Consider the following 20,522-nt stretch of genomic DNA (forward strand, 5'->3'; position numbering starts at 1 on the left):
CCGTCAGGCGAGCCGCTTGACCGCCGCACCGACGCGCTCGTCCGTCGCGGTGAACGCGACGCGCACGTGCCGGGCGCCCGCCTCGCCGTAGAAGTCGCCGGGGGCGACGAGGATGCCCAGGTCTGCGAGGTGGGCGACGGTGTCCCAGCAGGGCTCGTCGCGGGTCACCCACAGGTAGAGGCTGGCCTCGCTGTGCTCGACGCGGAAGCCGTGCGCCTCCAGGGCCGCCCGCAGCGCCGCGCGCCGGGCGGCGTAGCGGCCGCGCTGCTCCGCGACGTGCGCGTCGTCGCCGAGGGCCGCCACGGTGGCCGCCTGCACCGGGGCCGGCGTCATCATGCCGCCGTGCTTGCGGATCTGGAGGAGCTCGCCGAGGACGTCCGCGTCGCCGGCGGCGAACGCCGCCCGGTAGCCCGCCAGGTTGGACCGCTTGGACAGGGAGTGGACGGCGACGAGGCCCTCGTAGGAGCCGCCGCAGACGTCGTCGTGCAGGACCGAGACGGGCTCGGCCTCCCAGCCGAGCTCCAGGTAGCACTCGTCGCTGAAGACCAGGACCGAGTGCTCCCGCGCCCAGGCCACGATGCGGATGAGCTCGTCCTTGGGGATGACCGCGCCGGTCGGGTTGGAGGGCGAGTTGAGCCACAGCAGCTTCAGGCCGGCCGGGTCGAGCTCGGTGGGGTCGTCGTAGACGACGGCCTCGGCGCCGCAGAGCCGCGCGCCGACCTCGTACGTGGGGTAGGCGAGCCGCGGGTAGGCGACCTTGTCGCCGGGGCCCAGGCCGAGCTGCGTGGGGAGCCAGGCGACGAGCTCCTTGGAGCCGACGACGGGCAGGACGTTGCGGTGGCCGGCGGCGCTCGCGCCGAGGCGGCCGCGCAGCCAGCCGGTGATCGCGTCGCGCAGGGCGGTCGTCCCCCACACGGTGGGGTAGCCCGGGGAGTCCGCGGCGGCGACGAGGGCCTCGCGGATCAGCCGGGGCACCGGGTCCACGGGCGTGCCGACGGAGAGGTCGACGATGCCGTCGGGGTGCGCCGCGGCCGTCGCCTTGTACGGCTCCAGCTTGTCCCACGGGAAGACGGGAAGGCGTGAGGATACTGCGGCCACGGTGCTCTCTGCTCTCTCGTGCGGTCCGGTGCGGCGGGTGAACGGCTCGGTCCCGCGCGGCGCGGGGCCGTACGGGACCGAGGTGCGTTCCGCCCGCGTGGGGGCAGCCGTCAGTGGCCTTCGCCCATGGGCGGCAGCGCGGCGATGAAGGGGTGATCACGCTCGATCAGACCCAGCTTCGAGGCACCACCGGGCGAACCGAGCTCGTCGAAGAACTCGACGTTCGCCTTGTAGTACTCCTTCCACTCCTCCGGAGTGTCGTCCTCGTAGAAGATGGCCTCGACCGGGCAGACCGGCTCACAGGCGCCGCAGTCGACGCATTCGTCCGGGTGGATGTACAAGGACCGCTGGCCCTCGTAGATGCAGTCGACGGGGCACTCTTCGATGCATGCCTTGTCCTTGACGTCGACACAAGGCTCCGCGATGACGTAGGTCACGCTCTCGTTCCTCCTCGGTAGGGCTGTCCATATCGCGCGGGAGCGCGGCGTCGTCGATGCCCACGCCTAGTATCTCCGTTCCCGGGCACGATCCGAACAGGAGGGGCGGACAGAGCTGTGGAAATCACTGCCGGTGGGCTGCTGGAGATCCGTATCACCCCCGCTGACGTGGGTAAACGAGTCTCCGTACGACGGTCGGACGAGGGGCCGGACGGCAGGCCCGCGTTCACGGACACGGTAGGGGTTCTCACATCCTGGGACCGGGGTGTGCTCACGATCACACGCAAGAGCGGGGAATCCGTCCGCATCGCGGAATCCTCGCTGGTGGCGGGCAAGGTCGTGCCCGCCGCGCCGGCCCGCCGCAGGGGGCCGGCGGCCTCCTTCGAGGAGCTGGCGCGGGTCGGCGCGCGGGCCTGGCAGCCGCTGGAGAGCGAGCGGCTGGGCGGGTGGACGCTGCGGGCGGCCGCCGGGTTCACGCGGCGCGCCAACTCCGTCCTGGCGCTCGGCGACCCGGGGATACCGCTCGGTGAAGCACTCGCCCGGGTGACGGCCTGGTACGCGGAACGAGGACTTCCGCCCTATGTGCAGGGGGCGACGGGGGCCGCGGGCACCCAGGAGGTGCTCCTCGCGGAGCTGGAGCGGCGCGGCTGGCGGCGCGAGGTGTCGGCGGAGGTCCGCACCGCCGCGCTGGCGCCGCTGGCCGACACCTCCGCGGACACCGCGGCCGTACGCCTGTCCCGGACTCCGGACGGGGAGTGGCTCTCGCGCTACGGGCGGGTCGGCGACCCGGAGACGGCGCGCCGGGTGCTGGAGGCCGGGCCGTCGGTGTGGTTCGCGACCGTGCCCGGGGCCGCGATCGGCCGCCTGGTCGTGGACGGCCGGTGGGCCGGCTTCGCGGCCGTCGAGGTCGCCCCGGAGCGGCGGCGCGAGGGGCTGGCGACGGCGGTGATGGCCTCGCTGGCCGCACGGGCCCTGGAGGAGGGCGCCTCCGCGGCGTGGCTCCAGGTCGAGGCCGGCAACGCCGCGGCCTGCGCGCTCTACGACGGCCTGGGCTTCGCCCCGCACCACGCCTACCACCACTACCGGCAGGCCCGGACGTGATCCCGGGGAGCCGGGAGCAGTTCGCCGAGGAGGCCCGCGCGGAGCGGCCCGACCTGGCGGTGCTGTGCCTGCTGCTGGCGGCCGAGGCCGACCCGGCGCTGGACGAGCGGGGGGTGGACGCGGCCCAGATCGAGCTGGACCGGCTGGCCGGCATGCTGCCCTACGGGCTGCGCGGGGCGCGGGCGTGGGCGTCGGCCGTGACGGAGCTGCTCGGCGGCCGGATGGGCTTCCACGGCACGCCCGCGGACTACGAGAGGCTGTCGTCCTCGCTGCTGCACGAGGTGCTGCGGCGCCGGCGCGGCCTGCCGATCCTGCTGTCCGTGGTGTGGCTGGAGGTCGCCCGGCGGGCGGGCGCGCCGGTGTACGGGCTCGGGCTGCCGGGGCATTTCGTCGTGGGCTTCGGCGACCCGGAGGAGGGCGTGGTGGTGGACCCGTTCGCGGGCGGCGCCTCGCTGGGGACGGGGCCCGCGGAGCAGGCGGCGGGGCCGCGCACGCCCGCCCGGACGCTGGACATCGTGCTGCGGATCCTGAACAACATCCGGGCGTGGGCGGCCGCGCGGCCCGAGCAGTCGGGGGTCGCGCTGTGGGCGCTGGAGCTGTCGCTGCTGCTCCCCTCGCACCCGGCGTCGCTGCGCTACGAGCGGGCGAAGCTGCTGGTGGATCGCGGCCGGTTCACCGCCGGGGCGGCCGAGCTGGAGGCGTACGCGCAGGTGGTGGAGGCGGTGGACGCCGAGGCCGCGGCGCGGATCCGGTCCGAGGCCCGCGCGGCGCGCGCCCTGCTGAACTGACCGCCCGCGGGGAGCGGACCGGCGTACGGACGGCGGCGGCCCCCGCCCCCGGTCTCGCGGGGCGGGGGCGGTGTCCGTGTCCGTGCCGGGCGGCGGGCGACGCCGTCAGTTGGGGTTGGTGTCGATGGTGACGGTGCGTTCGGCAGCGGTCTTGCCGCGCAGGGCCTTGCCGAGGGCCCCGGCGACGTCCTGCGGGGAGACCGGGGTCTTCTCGCCCGTGCCGCGGGTGATCAGCACGCCGTCGAAGCTGTTGCCGTAGATGGCCTTGAGGGCCTCCAGGTCGTACTTCTCGACGAGCTTGCCGTCCACGGCCTGCATGCTGAGGATCTTCGGCAGCGACTTGGGGCCGAACGGGATGGACTTGGGCCCGGCCTTGACGGTGGCGATGCCGGACATGGCGGGCTCGGCGAACTCCTTCATGGCCCGGTCGAGTTCGGCCTGGTTCACGGCCGGCTCCTTGGTCGTGACCGGGAGTTCGACGGCGGCGGCCGAACCGGTGGCGACCATGTCGCGGAACGCCTTGGTGACGAGCTCGGCGGAGGCGCCCGTGTCGAGGGTGGTGCCGGCCTTGCCGGGGACGGCGACGGCCTTGCCCGTGTCGAACTTGATGGTGCCCTCGGTGACGGTGCCGGCGGTGCCCGCCAGCTCCTGCAGGGCGACCTGGAGCTTCTCCTCGTCGACCGGCATGACCGGGTCGGCGACGCGCTCGTTGCCGAGGAGCGAGCCGATGACGGTGACCGGGTTGTAGTCGCTGCCCGCGGCGTTGCGGACGGTGGTCTGGGCGTCCAGGCTCAGGCCGGCCTTCTCCGGCTTCAGCTCGACCGGCTTGCCGGCGACGGTGAGCTGGAGCGGCGTGGCCGCGCGGTTGCCGAATGCCGTCTGGAGCTTGGCGACGGCCTCGTCGCGGCTGCCGCTGATGTCGACGCCGAGGACGGTGGTGCCCTTGGGGACGTCCGAGTGGTTCAGCAGCAGGCCGGCTCCGTACGCCACGGCGACGAGGGAGACGGCGCCGCCGCCGAGCAGGACCAGCTTCGAGCGGGCCTTGGCGACCTTCGTCGGCTTCGGCGCGGCCGCCTTGGCGGGCCGGGGCGCCGCAGGCCGGTCGGCGGACGGCTGCGGGGCGCGGGGAGCCGCGGCGCCGGCCGGCGCGGCCGGGCCGGACGGGGCGGCGGGGCCGGGCGGCGGGACCGGGGTGCGCGGAGCGGCACCCGTGTCGGGGCCGGGCCAGTGCGGGGAGGCGTCGGGGCGCGGGCCGTCGACGGGGAAGGACCCGAGGGCGGGGCCGCCGGTGGGGCCGGCCGGGCGGCCGGGGCCCTCGGGGGCGCCGAAGGCGGGGAACGGCTCGGTGGCGGGGCCGCCGTCGCCGGGGAAGGGCTCGGCGGCGGGTCCGCCGTCGCCGGGGAAGGCGGGGAAGCCCTGCGTGGCGCCGACGCCGGCGCCGGGCCCTGTCGGCGGCGGGACCGGCGGGCCGGCGAAGCCGGGGCCGGCCGGGGCGGGCGGCGGCGGGCGAAGCCCTGGGGGGCGCCGCCGGCCGCGGGGGCGGCGGGCGGGGCGAAGCCGGCACCCGGGGCACCGCCGCGCACGGGCGGGGCGGGGTGCGGACCGGCAGCGGTTCGGGGCGGCCGGGGTGCGCGCGGGCAGCGCGGAGCGGGGCCCTCCGCGGCGGGGCGCGCTTCGGCAGCGCGGGGCCGCCGGGGCGGCGGTGGAGGCTGCGGCCGCCTGGGGCGGCTTGCGCGGGGCGAACCAGTTGTTCGCCTGCGCTTCCGGCTCGGCCGCCGGCTCAGGCGCCGCGGGCGCGGGCGCGGGCGGCGCGGCCGGCGCGGACGCCCGCGGCGGCTCGGGCTCGGCGCGGGGCCGGTCGGCCGGGGCCGCGGCGGCCTCGGCCTCCGCCTCCGCTTCGGCGACGGGCTTGCGCACGACCACCGGCGGGATCGGCCGCGAACCCGGGATGTTGATCCGGATCCGGGTCGTCAGGGTGGTCTCGGTCTTCGGCCCGTCGGTGTCGGGCGTGGACGGGTTCGAGGTCACAGAGTTCTCCTCCGAGGCAGTCGCCGCTGGGTCCGTGGACGGGTACTGGCCGGATCCGTACGGCTGCGTGCCCGAGGGGTAGGCGGCTCCACCGCCCCCCTGGGGCCCGGTGGACGGACTGTCGGTTTCACGACTCAAGGCAGGTTCTCCCGGTTGGCTCCGCCGCCCGTCGTTGCATGCTCGGGCAGCTCGGCGGCCCGACCACCATACTGTCCGCGGCACGGAAGCAACTGAGCTGGTGGAATCCCAGGTTCCCCTTCATCTTCCCCAAGCCCCCGGCGCGGGCCGCCCCGCAGGCCGCCCAACGGCCCGCAACTGACACCGCGACCGAGTTCAACGGCACGTCACTCCGCGGACGGGGCGGCCTGAACGGGGCGGTGGAGCGGACCGGAGAGCGTGGCACAGATCACAGCGGCCACCGTGCCGCCCAAAAGGTAGGCGTACATGGCGATTCCGGACGAACCGAGCAGGAAGTCCCCTTCGGGGCGCGGGGTGCCGACCACCACGTACGCGAGGAACCAGCCGACCGCGCCGGCGCCCACCCCGAGGCCGCTGCCGTCGGCGATCCTGCCGCCGAGGAACAGGCCGAAGGCGGCCAGCACCGCGAGCACCAGCCCGCCCGGGAACCACAGGTCGACGACGAGCCAGCCGGCCAGGCCGACCACCGCGCCGAGCACCAACAGCCCGGCCAGCAGCGCGATCCGGCCGGCGGTCCAGGGCCGGGTCACGCCTCGACTCCCGCGAAGAGGTCGTGCTCGCGCCCGCCGGGGCCGGCGCCCGGGGCGCCCTGCACCAGCTCGTAGAACTCCTGCGCGAACAGCGGCTGCGCCAGGTCGTTGGAGAGCGCGAAGAAGGGGCCGTCCACGGCGATCTGGGTGGCGTGCGCGCGCATCGCGGCCGCCTTGGCGGCGACGAAGCGCTCGTCCGCGGTGATTTCGGCGGTGATGCGCTCGTCGGGCACGACGCCGGGGACGTCCTCGGGCGAGGCCACTCCGGGGAACGGCACCTTCTCCCCCGCCTCCCGCAGCCGCGCGAAGCCCTCCTCGACCGCGGAGCGCGGCACCCGGTTCCAGTAGACCTTCCCGATCCGGTGCGGCTCGCCCAGGTCGCGCCGGTACGCGCCCTCGGCGGCGAGTTCGGCGGCGCGCATGGCGACGCGGTGGGCCTGGATGTGGTCCGGGTGGCCGTAGCCGCCGTCCGGGTCGTAGGTGACGAGGACCTGCGGGCGCAGCTCCCGGATGACCTCGACGAGGTGTGCGGCGGCCTCGTCCACGTCGGCGGACCAGAAGGAGCCGGGCCGGCTGTTCTGGGGCAGGCCCATCATCCCGGAGTCGCGGAAGCGGCCGGGGCCGCCGAGGAACCGGTGGTCGGTGACGCCCAGTTCGGCCATCGCGGCGGCGAGTTCGCCGGTGCGGTGGGCGCCCAGGGCGTCGTCGCGGTCGGCCGCCAGGTGGGCGAGGGAGGGCGGGATGACCTCCCCCTCCTCTCCGAGGGTGCAGGTCACCAGAGCGACGTGGGCACCCTCGGCCGCGTACTTGGCCATGGTGAGGCCGTTGTTGATCGACTCGTCGTCCGGGTGTGCGTGCACGAGGAGCAGACGACGGGCGGGAAGACCGTTCATGGGGCCAAGCGTAGTGCGGTGACCGGCGGCCCGGGGCTTCAGAGCTTGAGACCGCTGATCATGCTGGCCACGTTCGAGGTGAGCTGGGTGAGCGTCGGCGCGATGGTCGAGCTCGCCAGGTAGAAGCCGAGGAGCACACAGACGGCGGCGTGTCCCGCCTTCAGGCCCGATCGCCGGACCAGCAGGAAGACGACGATCGCCAGCAGCACCACGGCCGAGATCGAGAGTGCCACGGCGTTTCACCTCCACGTCGAGCGGACATCGGTACGCGTACTCGTACTCAGTGCTCGGCGGAGTCATACCCACCGTGCGCTACGGATCATAACTATCCGTACCAGCGCATCGATCGAATTCCGGCAGCACGAGGGGCGCACCCCGCGCATGCGCAGGGTCACGGGGACGGCCGCGCGCGGGGCGCGTACGCCGGCTCGGCCGGTTGCCGGTGCCCGCACGGCCGCCCGGCATCCGCACGGAGAAGCCCGCATCTCATGACAGATGCCACCGATTCGCCTTGTTGGCAAGCGAATTGGGGCAGCCGCGGCAGGGGCGCCGGGGTATCGGAGAGGGTGCCGCCGCCACGCGGCGAAACCATCTCGGTGGCTGGAAATGATCGGTGCGGGAACCGGTTGCGGCCCGACAGGGCCTAGCCGCCGTGCAGCGGCCCCGGCGGCGGCGGGGGCGGGGGCAGCTCGCCCTCCGCCGGCACGACGTGCTTCTCGGCGGCGAAGTGACAGGCCGACGGGTGCGCCGCCGGCCCCTCGGGGAAGGCCTGCGGCACCGCCAGCAGCGGCACCTCGTCGGCGCACCGCTGCTGCGCCTTCCAGCAGCGGGTGCGGAAGCGGCAGCCCGACGGCGGGTTCGCCGGCGAGGGCACGTCCCCGGTGAGGATGATCCGCTCCCGGTGCGCGCGGGCCTGCGGGTCCGGCACCGGGACGGCCGACAGCAGCGCCTGCGTGTACGGGTGCGTCGGGTGGTCGTAGATCTCCGCGTCCGTCCCGGTCTCCACGACCCGCCCCAGGTACATCACGCCGACGCGGTCGGAGATGTGGCGGACGATCGACAGGTCGTGCGCGATGAAGACGTAGCTCAGGTCGAACTCGTCCTGGAGCCGCTCCAGCAGGTTGACGACCTGCGCCTGCACCGACACGTCGAGCGCGGAGACCGGCTCGTCGGCCACGATCACCTCCGGCCGCAGGGCGAGGCCGCGGGCGATGCCGATGCGCTGGCGCTGGCCGCCGGAGAACTGGTGCGGGTAGCGGTTGACGTACTCGGGGTTGAGCCCGACGACGTCCAGCAGCTCCTGCACCCTGCGGCGCCGGTCGCCCTTGGGGGCCGCCTCGGGGTGGATCTCGAAGGGCTCCCCGATGATGTCGCCGACCGTCATGCGCGGGTTCAGCGAGGTGTACGGGTCCTGGAAGACCATCTGGATGTTGCGGCGGACGGCTTTGAGCGCCCGGCCGGACAGCTTCGTGATGTCCTCGCCCTTGTACGAGATCGCGCCGGCCGTCGGGCGCTCCAGGTTGACCAGCATCCGCGCGACGGTCGACTTGCCGCAGCCGGACTCGCCGACGATGCCGAGGGTCTCGCCGCGGGCCAGGCCGAAGGAGACCCCGTCGACCGCCTTGACCGCGCCGATCTGCTTCTTGAAGAGGATGCCGCGGGTCAGCGGGTAGTGCTTGACGAGGTCGCGGACCTCCAGGATCGGCTCAGCCACCGAGGCACTCCTTCCAGAAGTGGCAGGCGCTCGTCCGGCGCGCGGGCGTACCGGTGACCGGGTACAGCGGCGGGACGTCGGTGCGGCAGATCGCCTGGGCCATGGGGCAGCGCGGGTTGAAGGCGCAGCCGGGCGGGATGTCCACGAGGTTGGGCGGCAGGCCCTTGATGGCGTACAGCTCCTGGCCCATCTGGTCCAGGCGCGGGATGGAGTCGAGCAGGCCGCGCGTGTACGGGTGCGCGGGCGCCCGGTACAGCTCGTGGACGGGTGCCGCCTCGACGATCCGGCCCGCGTACATGACGGCGATCTTGTCCGCGACGTCGGCGACGACGCCGAGGTCGTGGGTGATCAGGATCAGGCCCATGTTCAGCTCGCGCTGCAGCTCCGCGAGGAGGTCCATGACCTGGGCCTGGACCGTCACGTCCAGGGCGGTCGTCGGCTCGTCCGCGATGATCAGGGAGGGCTCCAGGGCGAGGGCCATCGCGATCATGATGCGCTGGCGCATGCCGCCGGAGAACTGGTGCGGGTAGTCCCCCGCGCGCTGCCGGGCCGCCGGGATCCGCACCCGGTCCATCAGCTCCACGGCGCGCGCCCGGGAGTCCTTGCGGGACATCCCGCGGTGCACCTCGAACATCTCGCCGAGCTGCGCGCCCACGGTGAGGACCGGGTTCAGCGCGGACAGCGCGTCCTGGAAGATCATCGCCATCCTGGCGCCGCGGACCCGGCGCCGCTCGTCCTCCTTCATCCGCAGCAGGTCGCGGCCCTGGAAGAGGATCTCGCCGCCTGCGATGCGGCCGGGCGGCACGTCGAGGATGCCCATGACCGCCTGGGCGGTCACGGACTTCCCGGAGCCGGACTCGCCGAGCACGGCGAGCGTCTCCCCTTCGTCGACGGAGTAGTTCACGCCGTTGACGGCCTTGGCGACGCCGTCGCGGGTGCGGAACTCCACGTGGAGGTCGCGGACTTCGAGCAGCATGGGGCCGGCACTCCTCAGCGCAGCTTGGGGTCGAGGGCGTCGCGCACCGCGTCGCCGAGCATGATGAACGCCAGGACGGTGATGCTGAGCGCGCCGGCCGGCCAGAGCAGCATGTGCGGGGCGTTGCGGATCTGCGAGGCCGCGTTGGAGATGTCGATGCCCCAGGAGACGGTCGGCGGGCGCAGGCCCACGCCGAGGAAGGACAGGGTGGCCTCCAGGGCGATGTACGTGCCGAGCGCGATGGTGGCGACGACGATGACGGGCGCAACGGCGTTGGGTGCGACGTGCCGCAGCAGCAGCCGGGTGTTGCCGGCGCCGAGCGCCCTGGCGGCCTGGACGTAGTCGTTCTGTTTGGCGGTGATGACGGAGCCGCGGGCGATGCGGGCGATCTGCGGCCAGCCGAGGAGCACGATGAAGCCGACGACCGGCCAGACGGTGGTGCTGGTGACCACGGACAGGAAGACCAGGCCGCCGAGGATGACGGGGATGCCGAAGAAGATGTCGGCGACGCGGGAGAGCGTCGCGTCGCCCCAGCCTCCGAAGAAGCCGGCGAGGCCGCCGAGCAGCGAGCCGAGCAGGGCGGCGCCGAGGGTGGCGCAGACGCCGACGGTGATGGAGGCGCGGGCGCCGTACACGGTCCGGGTGTAGACGTCGCAGCCCTGGGTGTCGTAGCCGAAGGGGTGGCCGGGGGCGGATCCCTGCTGCGATTTGGACAGGTCGCACTGCAGGGGGTCGCCGCTCGCGATGAGCTGCGGCCAGATCGCGATGACGACGAGGAAGGCGATCAGCAGGGCGGAGACGACGAAGACGGGGTTGCGGCGCAGCTGGTGCCAGGCGTCGGACCACAGGGAGCGGGCCTTCGTGCCGGGTCCGGGTGAGCCGGGGCCGCCTCCGAGGGGCTTCTCCAGGCTTTCCGCTTCTTCGAGGGCCAGGTCCATGGCGCCGCCCGCTCCGGTGGGTGCGATGGCTTCCTTGTCGCCGGGCTGCAGCGGGTCGTACGGCTCAGGCATAGCGGATCCTCGGGTCCAGGACCGCGTAGAGCAGGTCGACGAGCAGGTTCGCCAGCAGGAAGACGATGACGAGGATGGTGACGAAGCCGACGACGGTCGGGGAGTTGTTGCGCAGGATGCCCTGGTAGAGCTGGTAGCCGACGCCGTGGATGTTGAAGATCCGCTCGGTGACGATCGCGCCGCCCATGAGGGCGCCGATGTCGGTGCCGATGAAGGTGACGACGGGGATGAGCGAGTTGCGCAGCAGGTGGCGGGTGATGACCCGGTGGCGGGGCAGGCCCTTGGCCACGGCGGTGCGGACGTAGTCGGCCTTCGTGTTCTCGGCGATGGAGGTGCGCGAGAGGCGGGTGACGTAGGCGAGGGAGACGAGCGCGAGGACGATGCCGGGCAGGATCAGCTCGTTCAGGGGGGCGTCCGGGGAGACGGTGGGCCGGACCCAGCCCCATTTGACGCCCAGCAGGTACTGCAGCAGGTAGCCGGTGACGAAGGTCGGCACGGAGATGACGACGAGGGTCAGGACCAGCAGGGTGGTGTCGATGGTCCGGCCCCGGCGCAGTCCGCTGACCACGCCGAGGGTGATGCCGACGACGATCTCGATCGTGATGGCGACGAGCGTCAGGCGCAGGGTGACGGGGAACGCCGAGGCCATCAGCTCGGTGACCGGCTGGCCGTTGAAGGCGGTGCCGAAGTCGCCCTGGAAGATCTGGCCCATGTAGTGCAGGTACTGCTCCCACAGCGGCCGGTCGAGGTAGAGGTCCTTGCGGATGCGGGCGGCGGTCGCCGGGTCGGGGGCCTTGTCGCCGAACAGCGCGGCGACCGGGTCGCCGAGCGCGTACACCATGATGAAGATCAGGAACGTGCTGCCGATGAACACCGGGATCATCTGGAGCAGCCGCCGGATCACGTAACGTCCCATGGACTGCTCCGGGGGGTGGGTGGGCCGGTGTGTCCGCCGGGCGGGTCAGCTGACCTTGATCCGGTTGTAGACGGGGACGCTGAACTGGTTGAGCGCGACGTCCGAGAGGCGCTCGGCGTACCCGGCGCTGCCGTTCTGGTACCAGAGCGGGATGGACGGCATCTGCGCGGCGAGGATCTTCTCCGCGTCCTGGAACTTGGCGATGGCCTGCGCCGGGTCGGCCTCCTGGTTGGCCTCGTCGACCAGCTTGTCGAACTGCGGGTCGCTGAACTTGCCGTAGTTGGAGGAGGCGCCCGTGTAGTAGAGCGGCTGGAGGAAGTTCTGGATCAGCGGGTAGTCCGCCTGCCAGCCCGAGCGGAAGGGGCCCGTCAGCTTGTAGGAGCTCTGCTGGTTGCGGAAGTCGGCGAACGTGCCGACCGGGTTGACCGTGCACACGGGGCCCTCGCCGAGGGCGTTGTTGATGCTGTTGCAGACGGCGTCCATCCAGTCGCGGTGCGATCCGGTGTCCACGTTCGACGTGAGGGTGACCTTGCCGCCGGGCAGGCCGCCGCCCTCCTGGATCAGCTGCTTGGCCGCGGCCGGGTCGTAGGTGCAGGCGTCGCCGCACAGGGCCGGGTTGAAGCCGCCCTTCTCGCCGAGGGCGGGGGAGGTCCAGTCCTTGGCGGGGGTGCGGGTCTCCCGGAAGATCTGCCGGGTGATCTCGTCGCGGTTGATGGCCATGGAGATGCCGCGGCGGACCTTCTCCATGCCGGGCTTGCTCCACTGCGGGTCGTACAGCGGGAAGGTGAGGGTCTGGATGATCAGGGCGGGCTGGTTGATGTACCGGTCGCCGAGGTCGTTCTTGACGTTCTTCAGCTGCTGGGCGGGGATGTCGTCGACGAGGTCGAGGTTGCCGGAGATCAGGTCCGTGTAGGCGGTGTTGTTGTCGGTGTAGACCTTGAGGTCGACGCCGTCGTTGACGGCCTTGTCCTCGCCGGGGTAGCCGTCCCACCGGCGCAGCTTCATCCCGGTGCCCTTGGTGTAGGAGTCCACCGTGTACGGGCCGTTGCCGACGGGCTTGTCCAGCCAGGCGGCGTGGTCGGTGAAGAAGGCCTTCGGCAGCGGGGAGAAGGCCTGGTAGCCGAGGGTGTCGGGCCAGGTGGAGAACTTCTTGTCCAGCGCGACGGTGAAGGTCTTGGCGTCCTTGACGACCAGCCCCTTCATCGCCGTGGCGGTGGGGTCGCCGGAGGAGGGGTGGACGTCGTCGTAGCCGGCGATGTCCGAGAAGAACGGGGCGTTGTTCTGCTTGTTGCGGACGTCCGCCCCGTAGTTCCAGGCGTCCACGAAGGACTGGGCGGTGACGGGCTCGCCGTTGCTGAAGGTCCAGCCGTCCTTCAGGGTGACGGTGAAGTTCTGGCTGTCCTGCGTCTCGATCCGCTCGGCCAGCATGTTCTGCGCCTCGCCGGTCGCCGGGTCGTAGCGCACGAGCCCGCGGAAGAGCATGTCGAGGACCTTGCCGCCCTGCACCTCGTTGGTGTTGGCCGGCTCCAGCGGGTTCTGCGGATCACCCCACGAGGAGCTGACGATGCCCGCCTCGCCGCCGCTGTCGCTGCCGCCGCCGCAGGCCGTCGCCGCGAGGGCGACGGCCACCGCGGCTGCGGCCCACCTGGCGTGCGTGGCTCCGCGCATGGAGTGCCTCCTACTGGCTCCCGGGACTCGCTTCGGGGCCAATGTCCCCCCATGTGGGTGCCGGCGCACGCCCGGCTCGGCCGATTGCACCCGTGGGGAAAGCCGCTGTCACCCGAGCGGGTGCAAGGGCAGCTCCCAGGTGTCCACCGCGTAGTGCAGCCGCATGCCGTGGGCCTCGTACAGGCCGAGCGCCCCGGTCGCGTTGCGGGTGTCGACGCCGAGGCCGAGGGTGTCCCGGCCGCGGGCCGCGTAGGCCGCGAAGGCGTGGCGCAGCAGGTACCCGCCGATGCCGCGGCCGCGCACCTCCTTGCGGACGCCGAGGTGGCTGACCCAGGCCATGCTCGCGCGGTCGTCGCGGGTGAGGAGGACGGCGGCGTCGCCGTGGCCGGGCAGGCTCGCGATCCACACCAGGGACCAGTCGAGGCGGCGGCCGTCGATGTGGTCGAGCCAGTTCTCGTACGGGCGGTCCACATGCCCGAAGTGGGCGGCGAAGGACTCCTCGACGAGGGCGTGGGCGCGGGCCGGGTCGGCCGGGTCGCTGCCGCAGTGCCGCAGGGCGAGCCCTGCGGGCGGGGCGGGCGGCAGGTCGGCGGCCGGGTCGAGGGCGCGGGTCATCACCTGGTAGTGGCGGATCGTGCGGTAGCCGCGGCCGGCCAGCAGGCCGAGGTCCAGGGTGGGGGCGCGGTTGAGCTGGAGCCGCAGCCGGCCCTGCGGGGCCCCGGCGGCCATCTCGCGGGCGCGGTCCTCGATCCGCTCGAAGAGGGCGGTGGCCGCTGCGTCGCGGCCGGGCAGCACGTAGTGGTCGCAGTCCGCGCGCCCGGGCCCGGAGTCGGCCCAGACCATGCCGTATCCGACGAGCCGGCCGTCCTGGAAGGCGAGCCAGGAGTCCGTGGAGAGGTCCACGCCGGGATGGTTGAGGTCGGCTTCGACGGAGGCCAGGTCGGTCTCGGGCCTGCCTATCTCGATCTCGTCGACGGCATTGAGCAGGGCGCAGATGTCGGCCGCGTCCCCCGGTCCGGTGGGGCGCACGGTGATCACGTCGGTCATCGGGCCACTGTCCGCGAGGCGCCCGCGCGCCGCAACGCGTTTTCCCGGGGCGGGGGAACGCCGGGGCGCCCGGCTCCGGACGTGTCCGGTGCCGGGCGCCCCTCGGGTGCGTCCGCTGGTGCGGTGGAGGTCAGACGGCGAGGACCGCCCGCTCCTCCGCGAAGTGGCAGGCCGACTCGTGCGCCGCGAGGGTGTTCTGGCCCTGGTAGCGCTCGGGGACGGCGAGCAGCGGCTGCTCGGTGGAGCAGATGTCCTGCGCCTTCCAGCAGCGGGTGCGGAAGCGGCAGCCCGACGGCGGGTTGGCCGGGGACGGGACGTCGCCGGTCAGGATGATCCGCTCGCGGCCTTCGCGGGCCTCCGGGTCCGGGACCGGGACCGCCGACAGCAGCGCCTGGGTGTAGGGGTGCGTCGGGTGGTCGTAGATCTCGTTGTCGGTGCCGATCTCGGCCATCTTGCCGAGGTACATCACGCCGACGCGGTCGGAGATGTGCCGGACGATCGACAGGTCGTGCGCGATGAACACGTACGACAGGTTGAACTCGTCCTGGAGCTTCTCCATCAGGTTGACGACCTGCGCCTGCACCGACACGTCGAGCGCGGAGACCGGCTCGTCGCAGATGATGATCTCCGGGTTGAGCGCGAGGCCGCGGGCGATGCCGATGCGCTGGCGCTGGCCGCCGGAGAACTGGTGCGGGTAGCGGTTGATGTACTCGGGGTTCAGACCGACGACGTCCAGGAGTTCCTGGACCTTGCGGCGCCGGTCGCCCTTCGGGGCCACCTCGGGGTGGATCTCGAAGGGCTCCCCGATGATGTCGCCGACCGTCATGCGCGGGTTCAGCGAGGTGTACGGGTCCTGGAAGACCATCTGGATGTTGCGGCGGACGGCCTTGAGGGCGCGGCCGGACAGCTTGGTGATGTCCTGGCCCTTGTAGAACACCTCGCCGGAGGTGGCGCGCTCCAGGCTCATCAGCAGCTTGGCGACGGTGGACTTGCCGCAGCCGGACTCGCCGACGATGCCCAGGGTCTCGCCCTGGTAGAGGTCGAAGGAGACGCCGTCGACGGCCTTGACCGCGCCGACCTGCTTCTTGAAGAGGATGCCCTGGGTCAGCGGGAAGTGCTTGACCAGGTTGCGCACCTGGAGGATCGGCTCGCGCTCGCCCTTGGTGAGGTCAGCCATGGATCTGCTCCTTCCAGAAGTGGCACGCGCTGCCGCGGCCCGGCAGCTCGGTGCCGTCCTGCTCGGTCACCCGGTGCAGGACCGGAACGTCGGTGCGGCAGACGTCCTGCGCCTTCGGGCAGCGCGGGTTGAAGGCGCAGCCCGAGGGGATGTTCAGCAGGTTGGGCGGCAGGCCCTTGATCGCGTACAGCTCCTGGCCCTTGAGGTCCAGGCGCGGGATCGAGTCGAGCAGGCCGCGGGTGTACGGGTGCGCGGGGCGCTTGTAGATCTCGTGGACCGGGGCGGTCTCGACGATCCGGCCGCCGTACATGACGGCGATCTTGTCCGCGACGTCGGCGACGACGCCGAGGTCGTGGGTGATCAGGATCAGGCCCATGTTCATCTCGCGCTGGAGTTCCGCGAGGAGGTCCATGACCTGGGCCTGGACCGTCACGTCGAGGGCCGTGGTCGGCTCGTCGGCGATGATCAGGTCGGGCTCCAGGGCCATCGCCATGGCGATCATGATGCGCTGGCGCATGCCGCCGGAGAACTGGTGCGGGTAGTCGCCCACGCGCGCCTTGGCGGCGGGGATCTTCACCCGGTCCATCAGTTCGACGGCCTTGGCGAGCGAGTCCTTCTTCGACATGCCGCGGTGGACGCGGAACATCTCCCCGAGCTGGGCGCCGACGGTGTGCACCGGGTTCAGCGAGGAGAGCGCGTCCTGGAAGATCATCGCGATCTTCGAGCCGCGGATCTTGCGGTACTCGTCCGCCGGGAGCTTCAGCAGGTCCTGGCCCCGGAAGAGGATCTCGCCGGAGGGGATCTTGCCGGGCGGCATGTCGAGGATGCCCATGATGGCCTGCGCCGTCACGGACTTGCCGGAGCCGGACTCGCCGAGGACGGCGAGGGTCTCGCCGGCGTCCACGGAGTAGGAGACTCCGTTGACGGCCTTGGCGACGCCGTCGCGGGTGTGGAACTCAACGTGCAGGTCGCGCACTTCGAGGAGGGGGGTGCCCTCGCTCGCGGCGCGCGGCGCCGGGACGTTCGTGGTCTTGTCGTTGCTGGTCAACGTACGCCCTTCCTCAGCGCAGCTTCGGGTCGAGGGCGTCGCGGACCGCGTCGCCGACCATGATGAACGCGAGCACGGTGATGCTCAGGGCGGCGGCCGGGAACAGCAGGACGTGCGGGGCCTGCAGGAAGCGGTCCTTGGCGTCGCTGATCATCAGGCCCCAGGAGATCTCCGGGGGCTGGACGCCGATGCCGAGGTAGGACAGGGCCGCCTCCGCGCCGATGTACACGCCGAGGCTGATCGCGCCGATCACGATGACGGGGGCCACCGCGTTCGGGAGGATGTGCCGCAGCGTGATGCGCATGGTGCTCGCGCCGAGGGCGCGGGCCGCCACGACGTAGTCGTTGTTCTTGTGCTGCAGCACCGACGACCGCATGATGCGGAAGATCTGCGGCCAGCCCAGGGTGGCGAGGACCGCCGAGACCGTCCAGGCGTTGCCCTCGCGGCCGGACATGATCAGCATGCCGCCGAGGAGGAGCGGGATCGCGAAGAAGATCTCGGTGATGCGGGACAGGATGCTGTCCACGAGGCCGCCGAGCCAGCCGGCGAGCAGGCCGAGCGCGCCGCCGACGGTGAGGACCAGGGTGGTGGTCACGACACCGACGATGACGGAGTTGCGGGCGGCCCAGATGGTGCGGGTGTAGATGTCGCAGCCCTGGACGTCGAAGCCGAACCAGTTCTCGCCGGTCGGCGGCTTCAGGGAGTTCTGCAGGGTGCAGGCGTTCGCCGCGAACGGGGTGCCGGAGGTGAACCAGCCGGGCACGGCGGAGAGCACGAGCATGCAGAAGACGAGGAAGGCGCCGATCAGGAAGATCGGGTTGCTGCGCAGGTCGCGCCAGGCGTCGGACCAGAGGCTGGCGATCCGCTCCGGCTTCTCGTCCTTCTTCCCGCCCGCGGGGCCGCTGGCGGCGGTGCCCGCGGAGGGGGCGCCGGCGGTCTGGGTGTCGGTCATCGAGTCCTCCACCGAAGTCGTGTCACGCATAGCGGATCCTCGGGTCGAGCACGGCGTAGAGCAGGTCCACGATCAGGTTGGCGAGCAGGTAGACGAGGACGAGCAGCGTCACGACGCCCACGAGCACGGTGCCCTGGTCGAGGCGGATGGCCTGGGCGATCAGGCCACCGATGCCGTTGATGTTGAAGATGTTCTCGGTGATGACCGCGCCGCCCATCAGGGAGCCGAGGTCCGCGCCGAGGAAGGTGACGATCGGGATCAGCGCGTTGCGCAGGGCGTGGTTCACGACCACCCGGCGCCGGGGCAGGCCCTTGGCGACCGCGGTGCGCACGTAGTCGGCGCGCATGGTCTCCATCAGGCTGGTCCGGGTCAGGCGCGTGACGTACGCGAGGGACGTCGAGGCCAGGATGAAGCCGGGCAGCAGGTACGCCTTGAACCCGTCCGACTCGTTGAAGGAGACCGGGAAGAAGTCGAACCCGAGTTCCTTCAGCTCGACTCCGAGGAGGAGCTGGAGGACGAAGCCGGTGACGAACACCGGGATGGAGATGACCAGCAGGGTGGAGATGAGGACCAGCTGGTCGAGGAACTTGCCGCGGCGCAGCGCGGCCATGATGCCGGCGGTGACGCCGACGAGCGCCTCGATGGCGAAGGCCACGATGGCGAGGTTGACCGTGTACGGGAAGGCCTCGGTGATGAGGTCCAGGACCTGGCGCCCGTTCAGGGTCTCGCCGAGGTTCCCCTGGAGCACACCGGTCAGGTAGTTCCAGTACTGGACCAGGAAGGGGTCGTCGAGGTGGTACTTCTCGCGCAGCATCGCGGCGACGAGGGGGTCGGCCTTCTTTTCGCCGGCGAGGGCCTGCACGGGGTCGCCGCCCAGCGCGAAGGTGAGGAAGTAGATCAGGAAAGTGGCACCGAGCAGAACAGGGATCGCCTGTATGAGTCGGCGGATGAGGTAGCGGCCCATCAGACCTCCAGCAGTTGAACAGGGGCAGGGGGCAGGCGGACGGAACCCTTGTTCCGTCCGCTTGCCCCCGAGTCAGTTCCCCTTGGTGAAGAAGCGTGTTAGTTGAGTTCGACGTTGGCCAGGTCCATGCGGCCCTGGGCGTCGATCTCGACGTTCTTCACGGACTTGGAGTAGGCCGAGGAGGACATGTAGGTGAAGACCGGGATGTACGGCAGGTCGCGGATGATGATGTCATCGGCCTGCTGGTACAGCTTGATCGAGGCGGCCGGGTCGACGGTCTTGTCGGCCTCGTCCATCAGCTTCTCGAACTCTTCGTTGACGTAGCCGCCGTAGTTCGAGCCGTGGTCGATCGCGACCTTCGAGAAGATCGGACGCAGGTAGTTCTCCGCGGCCGGGTAGTCCATGGACCACGCCATGCGGAAGGCGCCCTTGTACTTCTTGTCGCCCAGGTCGGTGAGCATGTCGCCGAACTTGGCGAACGGCTTGGGGGTGACCTCGACGCCGAGGTTCGCCTTCAGCTGGTTGGCGACGGCCTCGATCCACTCCTTGTGGCCGCCGTCGGCGTTGTAGCCGAGCTCGATCTTGTTGCCCGGAACACCGCCCGCCTGGGTCCACAGCTCCTTGGCCTTGGCCGGGTTGTAGGTGCCCGCCTCGCCCAGGGCGCCCTTGCGGTAGCCGGGGATGATGGGGCTGATGAAGTCGTCGGCCGGCTTGCGCGTGTTGTTGAAGATGGTCTTCGTCAGCGCCTCCCGGTCGATGGCCATGGAGATCGCCTTGCGGATCTCGACCTTGCCGAAGGCCTCCGGGTTGGTGGAGATCGGCAGGCCGACGTAGCCGACGCCCGACTCCGGCTTGTAGATGTAGCGCTCGCCGAACTCCTGGGAGACGGTGGCCATCGCCGAGGTGGGGAGCTTGTCGACGATCTGGATGGTGTCGGCGCGCAGGTCGTTGTACGCCGTGTCCAGGTTGTCGTAGATCTTGAAGGTGACGCCGTCGAGCTTCGCCTTGCTGCCGGCGTAGTTCTCGAAGCGCTTGACCTTGATCTGCTTGTTGTGCTCCCAGGCGCCGTCCATCTGGAACGGGCCGTTGCCGATCGGGGCCTCGCCGAACTTCTTCGGGTCGGCCTCGAACGCCTTCGGCAGCGGGTAGAAGGCGTTGTAGCCCAGCATGGTCTTGAACTGCGAGAAGGGCTGCTTCAGCGTGACGGTGAAGGTCTTCTCGTCGACGACCTTGAGGCCCTTGAGCTCGGTGGCGGTGGGCTTCTTGTCCTTGCCCGGCGCCAGCTCGTCGGAGCCCTCGATCTTGGAGAAGAAGGGCAGGCCCTCGGCGGCGTTCTCCTGGTTGGCGCCCCAGTTCCAGGCGCGGACGAACGACTGGGCGTCGACCTTCTCACCGTTGTGGAAGGTGTAGCCGTCCTTCAGCTTGATGGTCCAGGTCTTCGAGTCCTGGGTGTCGATGGACTCGGCCACCGCATACTTCGGCTCGTTGGTCTTGTTGTCGTAGTCCACCAGGCCGGTGAAGAGGGCGTTGAGAACCTCGGCGCCCTCGGACTCGGCGGTGTTCTGACCGATCAGGCCGTGCTGCGGCTCGCCGAGCACCACGGTGATGTTGCCACCGGACTTGGCCTTGCCGTCGCCTTCCTTGCTGGTGCTGCAAGCCGTTGCAGCCATCGCCACGATGACGGCACCGGCGACCCACTTGGCGCTCGTTGCTCCGCGCATGGGTAATTGCCTCCTCAGGAGTCACTGTCGATACGTGACGGAACCCGGCCCGCTGACACCCCTGACAGCGAAAACCGGCCCCATCGTGTGTGCTCGTGAGTCGACGCTCCCCACAGCGTGTGACCCATTGACCCGAGCTCAATGGAGCCATCCTCAGGGACCGCCCGACCGTAAACCACACTTCAGTGGTCTCGTTTTCACAACATCGATCCGCGCCAGAAACCCGAAATCCGGACAAAGGGAACAGAGACAGACA

The 20,522-nt window shown here is 71.4% G+C and carries 19 protein-coding genes; 2 read left to right on the forward strand and 17 right to left on the reverse strand.

The window, feature by feature from the left end:
- Nucleotides 1–3: 3 nt before the first annotated feature.
- Both dapC and fdxA read right to left on the reverse strand, forming a co-directional pair.
- Nucleotides 4–1,098: a succinyldiaminopimelate transaminase gene (gene dapC, locus MUK52_RS10760; protein WP_114054018.1), complete on the reverse strand. Its 1,095-nt coding sequence runs from the start codon at nucleotides 1,096–1,098 to the stop codon at nucleotides 4–6.
- 110 nt (nucleotides 1,099–1,208) lie between these two features.
- Complete coding sequence (fdxA, locus tag MUK52_RS10765; protein WP_114054017.1) at nucleotides 1,209–1,535, reverse strand: ferredoxin; 327 nt, start codon at nucleotides 1,533–1,535, stop codon at nucleotides 1,209–1,211.
- 117 nt (nucleotides 1,536–1,652) lie between these two features.
- Between fdxA and MUK52_RS10770 the strand changes: the two genes are divergently transcribed.
- Both MUK52_RS10770 and MUK52_RS10775 read left to right on the forward strand, forming a co-directional pair.
- Nucleotides 1,653–2,636, forward strand: coding sequence for a GNAT family N-acetyltransferase (locus MUK52_RS10770; protein WP_284575767.1), 984 nt, complete (start codon nucleotides 1,653–1,655; stop codon nucleotides 2,634–2,636).
- Nucleotides 2,633–3,424, forward strand: coding sequence for a transglutaminase-like domain-containing protein (locus MUK52_RS10775; RefSeq protein WP_284575769.1), 792 nt, complete (start codon nucleotides 2,633–2,635; stop codon nucleotides 3,422–3,424). The genes MUK52_RS10770 and MUK52_RS10775 overlap by 4 nt, the downstream gene beginning before the upstream one ends.
- Nucleotides 3,425–3,529: 105 nt before the next feature.
- Here the strand turns inward: MUK52_RS10775 and MUK52_RS10780 are convergent, their stop codons facing one another.
- From MUK52_RS10780 to MUK52_RS10850, 15 genes are all read right to left on the reverse strand, one after another.
- Nucleotides 3,530–5,590 (reverse strand): hypothetical protein, encoded by a 2,061-nt coding sequence (locus tag MUK52_RS10780; protein WP_284575771.1) that lies wholly within the window; start codon nucleotides 5,588–5,590, stop codon nucleotides 3,530–3,532.
- A gap of 206 nt (nucleotides 5,591–5,796) precedes the next feature.
- Nucleotides 5,797–6,180 (reverse strand): DUF6113 family protein, encoded by a 384-nt coding sequence (locus MUK52_RS10785; protein WP_114054013.1) that lies wholly within the window; start codon nucleotides 6,178–6,180, stop codon nucleotides 5,797–5,799.
- Nucleotides 6,177–7,073 carry an N-acetyl-1-D-myo-inositol-2-amino-2-deoxy-alpha-D-glucopyranoside deacetylase gene (gene mshB / locus MUK52_RS10790; RefSeq protein ID WP_114054012.1) on the reverse strand — a complete coding sequence of 299 codons (897 nt, stop codon included), beginning with the start codon at nucleotides 7,071–7,073 and terminating at the stop codon, nucleotides 6,177–6,179. The genes MUK52_RS10785 and mshB overlap by 4 nt, the downstream gene beginning before the upstream one ends.
- A 38-nt stretch (nucleotides 7,074–7,111) precedes the next feature.
- Entirely contained in the window at nucleotides 7,112–7,306 is a 195-nt protein-coding gene (locus MUK52_RS10795; RefSeq protein ID WP_114054011.1) for a hypothetical protein, read from the reverse strand.
- Nucleotides 7,307–7,716: 410 nt separating this feature from the next.
- Nucleotides 7,717–8,787 (reverse strand): ABC transporter ATP-binding protein, encoded by a 1,071-nt coding sequence (locus MUK52_RS10800; protein ID WP_114054010.1) that lies wholly within the window; start codon nucleotides 8,785–8,787, stop codon nucleotides 7,717–7,719.
- Nucleotides 8,780–9,763, reverse strand: a complete 984-nt coding sequence (locus tag MUK52_RS10805) for an ABC transporter ATP-binding protein (RefSeq protein ID WP_284575772.1) — start codon at nucleotides 9,761–9,763, stop codon at nucleotides 8,780–8,782. Before MUK52_RS10805 ends, MUK52_RS10800 begins: the two co-directional genes overlap by 8 nt.
- A gap of 14 nt (nucleotides 9,764–9,777) precedes the next feature.
- Nucleotides 9,778–10,773: an ABC transporter permease gene (locus tag MUK52_RS10810; RefSeq protein ID WP_114054008.1), complete on the reverse strand. Its 996-nt coding sequence runs from the start codon at nucleotides 10,771–10,773 to the stop codon at nucleotides 9,778–9,780.
- A complete protein-coding gene (locus tag MUK52_RS10815; protein ID WP_114054007.1) occupies nucleotides 10,766–11,689 on the reverse strand; it encodes an ABC transporter permease in 924 nt (307 codons plus the stop codon). Before MUK52_RS10815 ends, MUK52_RS10810 begins: the two co-directional genes overlap by 8 nt.
- A gap of 45 nt (nucleotides 11,690–11,734) precedes the next feature.
- Nucleotides 11,735–13,357, reverse strand: coding sequence for a peptide ABC transporter substrate-binding protein (locus MUK52_RS10820; RefSeq protein WP_114054006.1), 1,623 nt, complete (start codon nucleotides 13,355–13,357; stop codon nucleotides 11,735–11,737).
- Between the two features lie 108 nt (nucleotides 13,358–13,465).
- On the reverse strand, nucleotides 13,466–14,404 hold the full coding sequence (locus MUK52_RS10825) for a GNAT family N-acetyltransferase (protein WP_284575774.1): 939 nt from the start codon (nucleotides 14,402–14,404) through the stop codon (nucleotides 13,466–13,468).
- A gap of 130 nt (nucleotides 14,405–14,534) precedes the next feature.
- Entirely contained in the window at nucleotides 14,535–15,581 is a 1,047-nt protein-coding gene (locus tag MUK52_RS10830) for an ABC transporter ATP-binding protein (protein WP_114054004.1), read from the reverse strand.
- A complete protein-coding gene (locus MUK52_RS10835; RefSeq protein WP_114054003.1) occupies nucleotides 15,574–16,629 on the reverse strand; it encodes an ABC transporter ATP-binding protein in 1,056 nt (351 codons plus the stop codon). The genes MUK52_RS10830 and MUK52_RS10835 overlap by 8 nt, the downstream gene beginning before the upstream one ends.
- Nucleotides 16,630–16,642: 13 nt before the next feature.
- Nucleotides 16,643–17,611 (reverse strand): ABC transporter permease, encoded by a 969-nt coding sequence (locus MUK52_RS10840; protein WP_114054002.1) that lies wholly within the window; start codon nucleotides 17,609–17,611, stop codon nucleotides 16,643–16,645.
- Nucleotides 17,604–18,545 carry an ABC transporter permease gene (locus MUK52_RS10845; RefSeq protein ID WP_114054001.1) on the reverse strand — a complete coding sequence of 314 codons (942 nt, stop codon included), beginning with the start codon at nucleotides 18,543–18,545 and terminating at the stop codon, nucleotides 17,604–17,606. Before MUK52_RS10845 ends, MUK52_RS10840 begins: the two co-directional genes overlap by 8 nt.
- 98 nt (nucleotides 18,546–18,643) lie before the next feature.
- Nucleotides 18,644–20,266 carry a peptide ABC transporter substrate-binding protein gene (locus MUK52_RS10850; RefSeq protein ID WP_284575776.1) on the reverse strand — a complete coding sequence of 541 codons (1,623 nt, stop codon included), beginning with the start codon at nucleotides 20,264–20,266 and terminating at the stop codon, nucleotides 18,644–18,646.
- Between the last annotated feature and the right edge of the window lie 256 nt (nucleotides 20,267–20,522).

Origin of the sequence: Streptomyces sp. 2P-4 (assembly GCF_030167965.1) — a bacterium.
GTDB lineage: Bacteria > Actinomycetota > Actinomycetes > Streptomycetales > Streptomycetaceae > Streptomyces > Streptomyces globosus_A.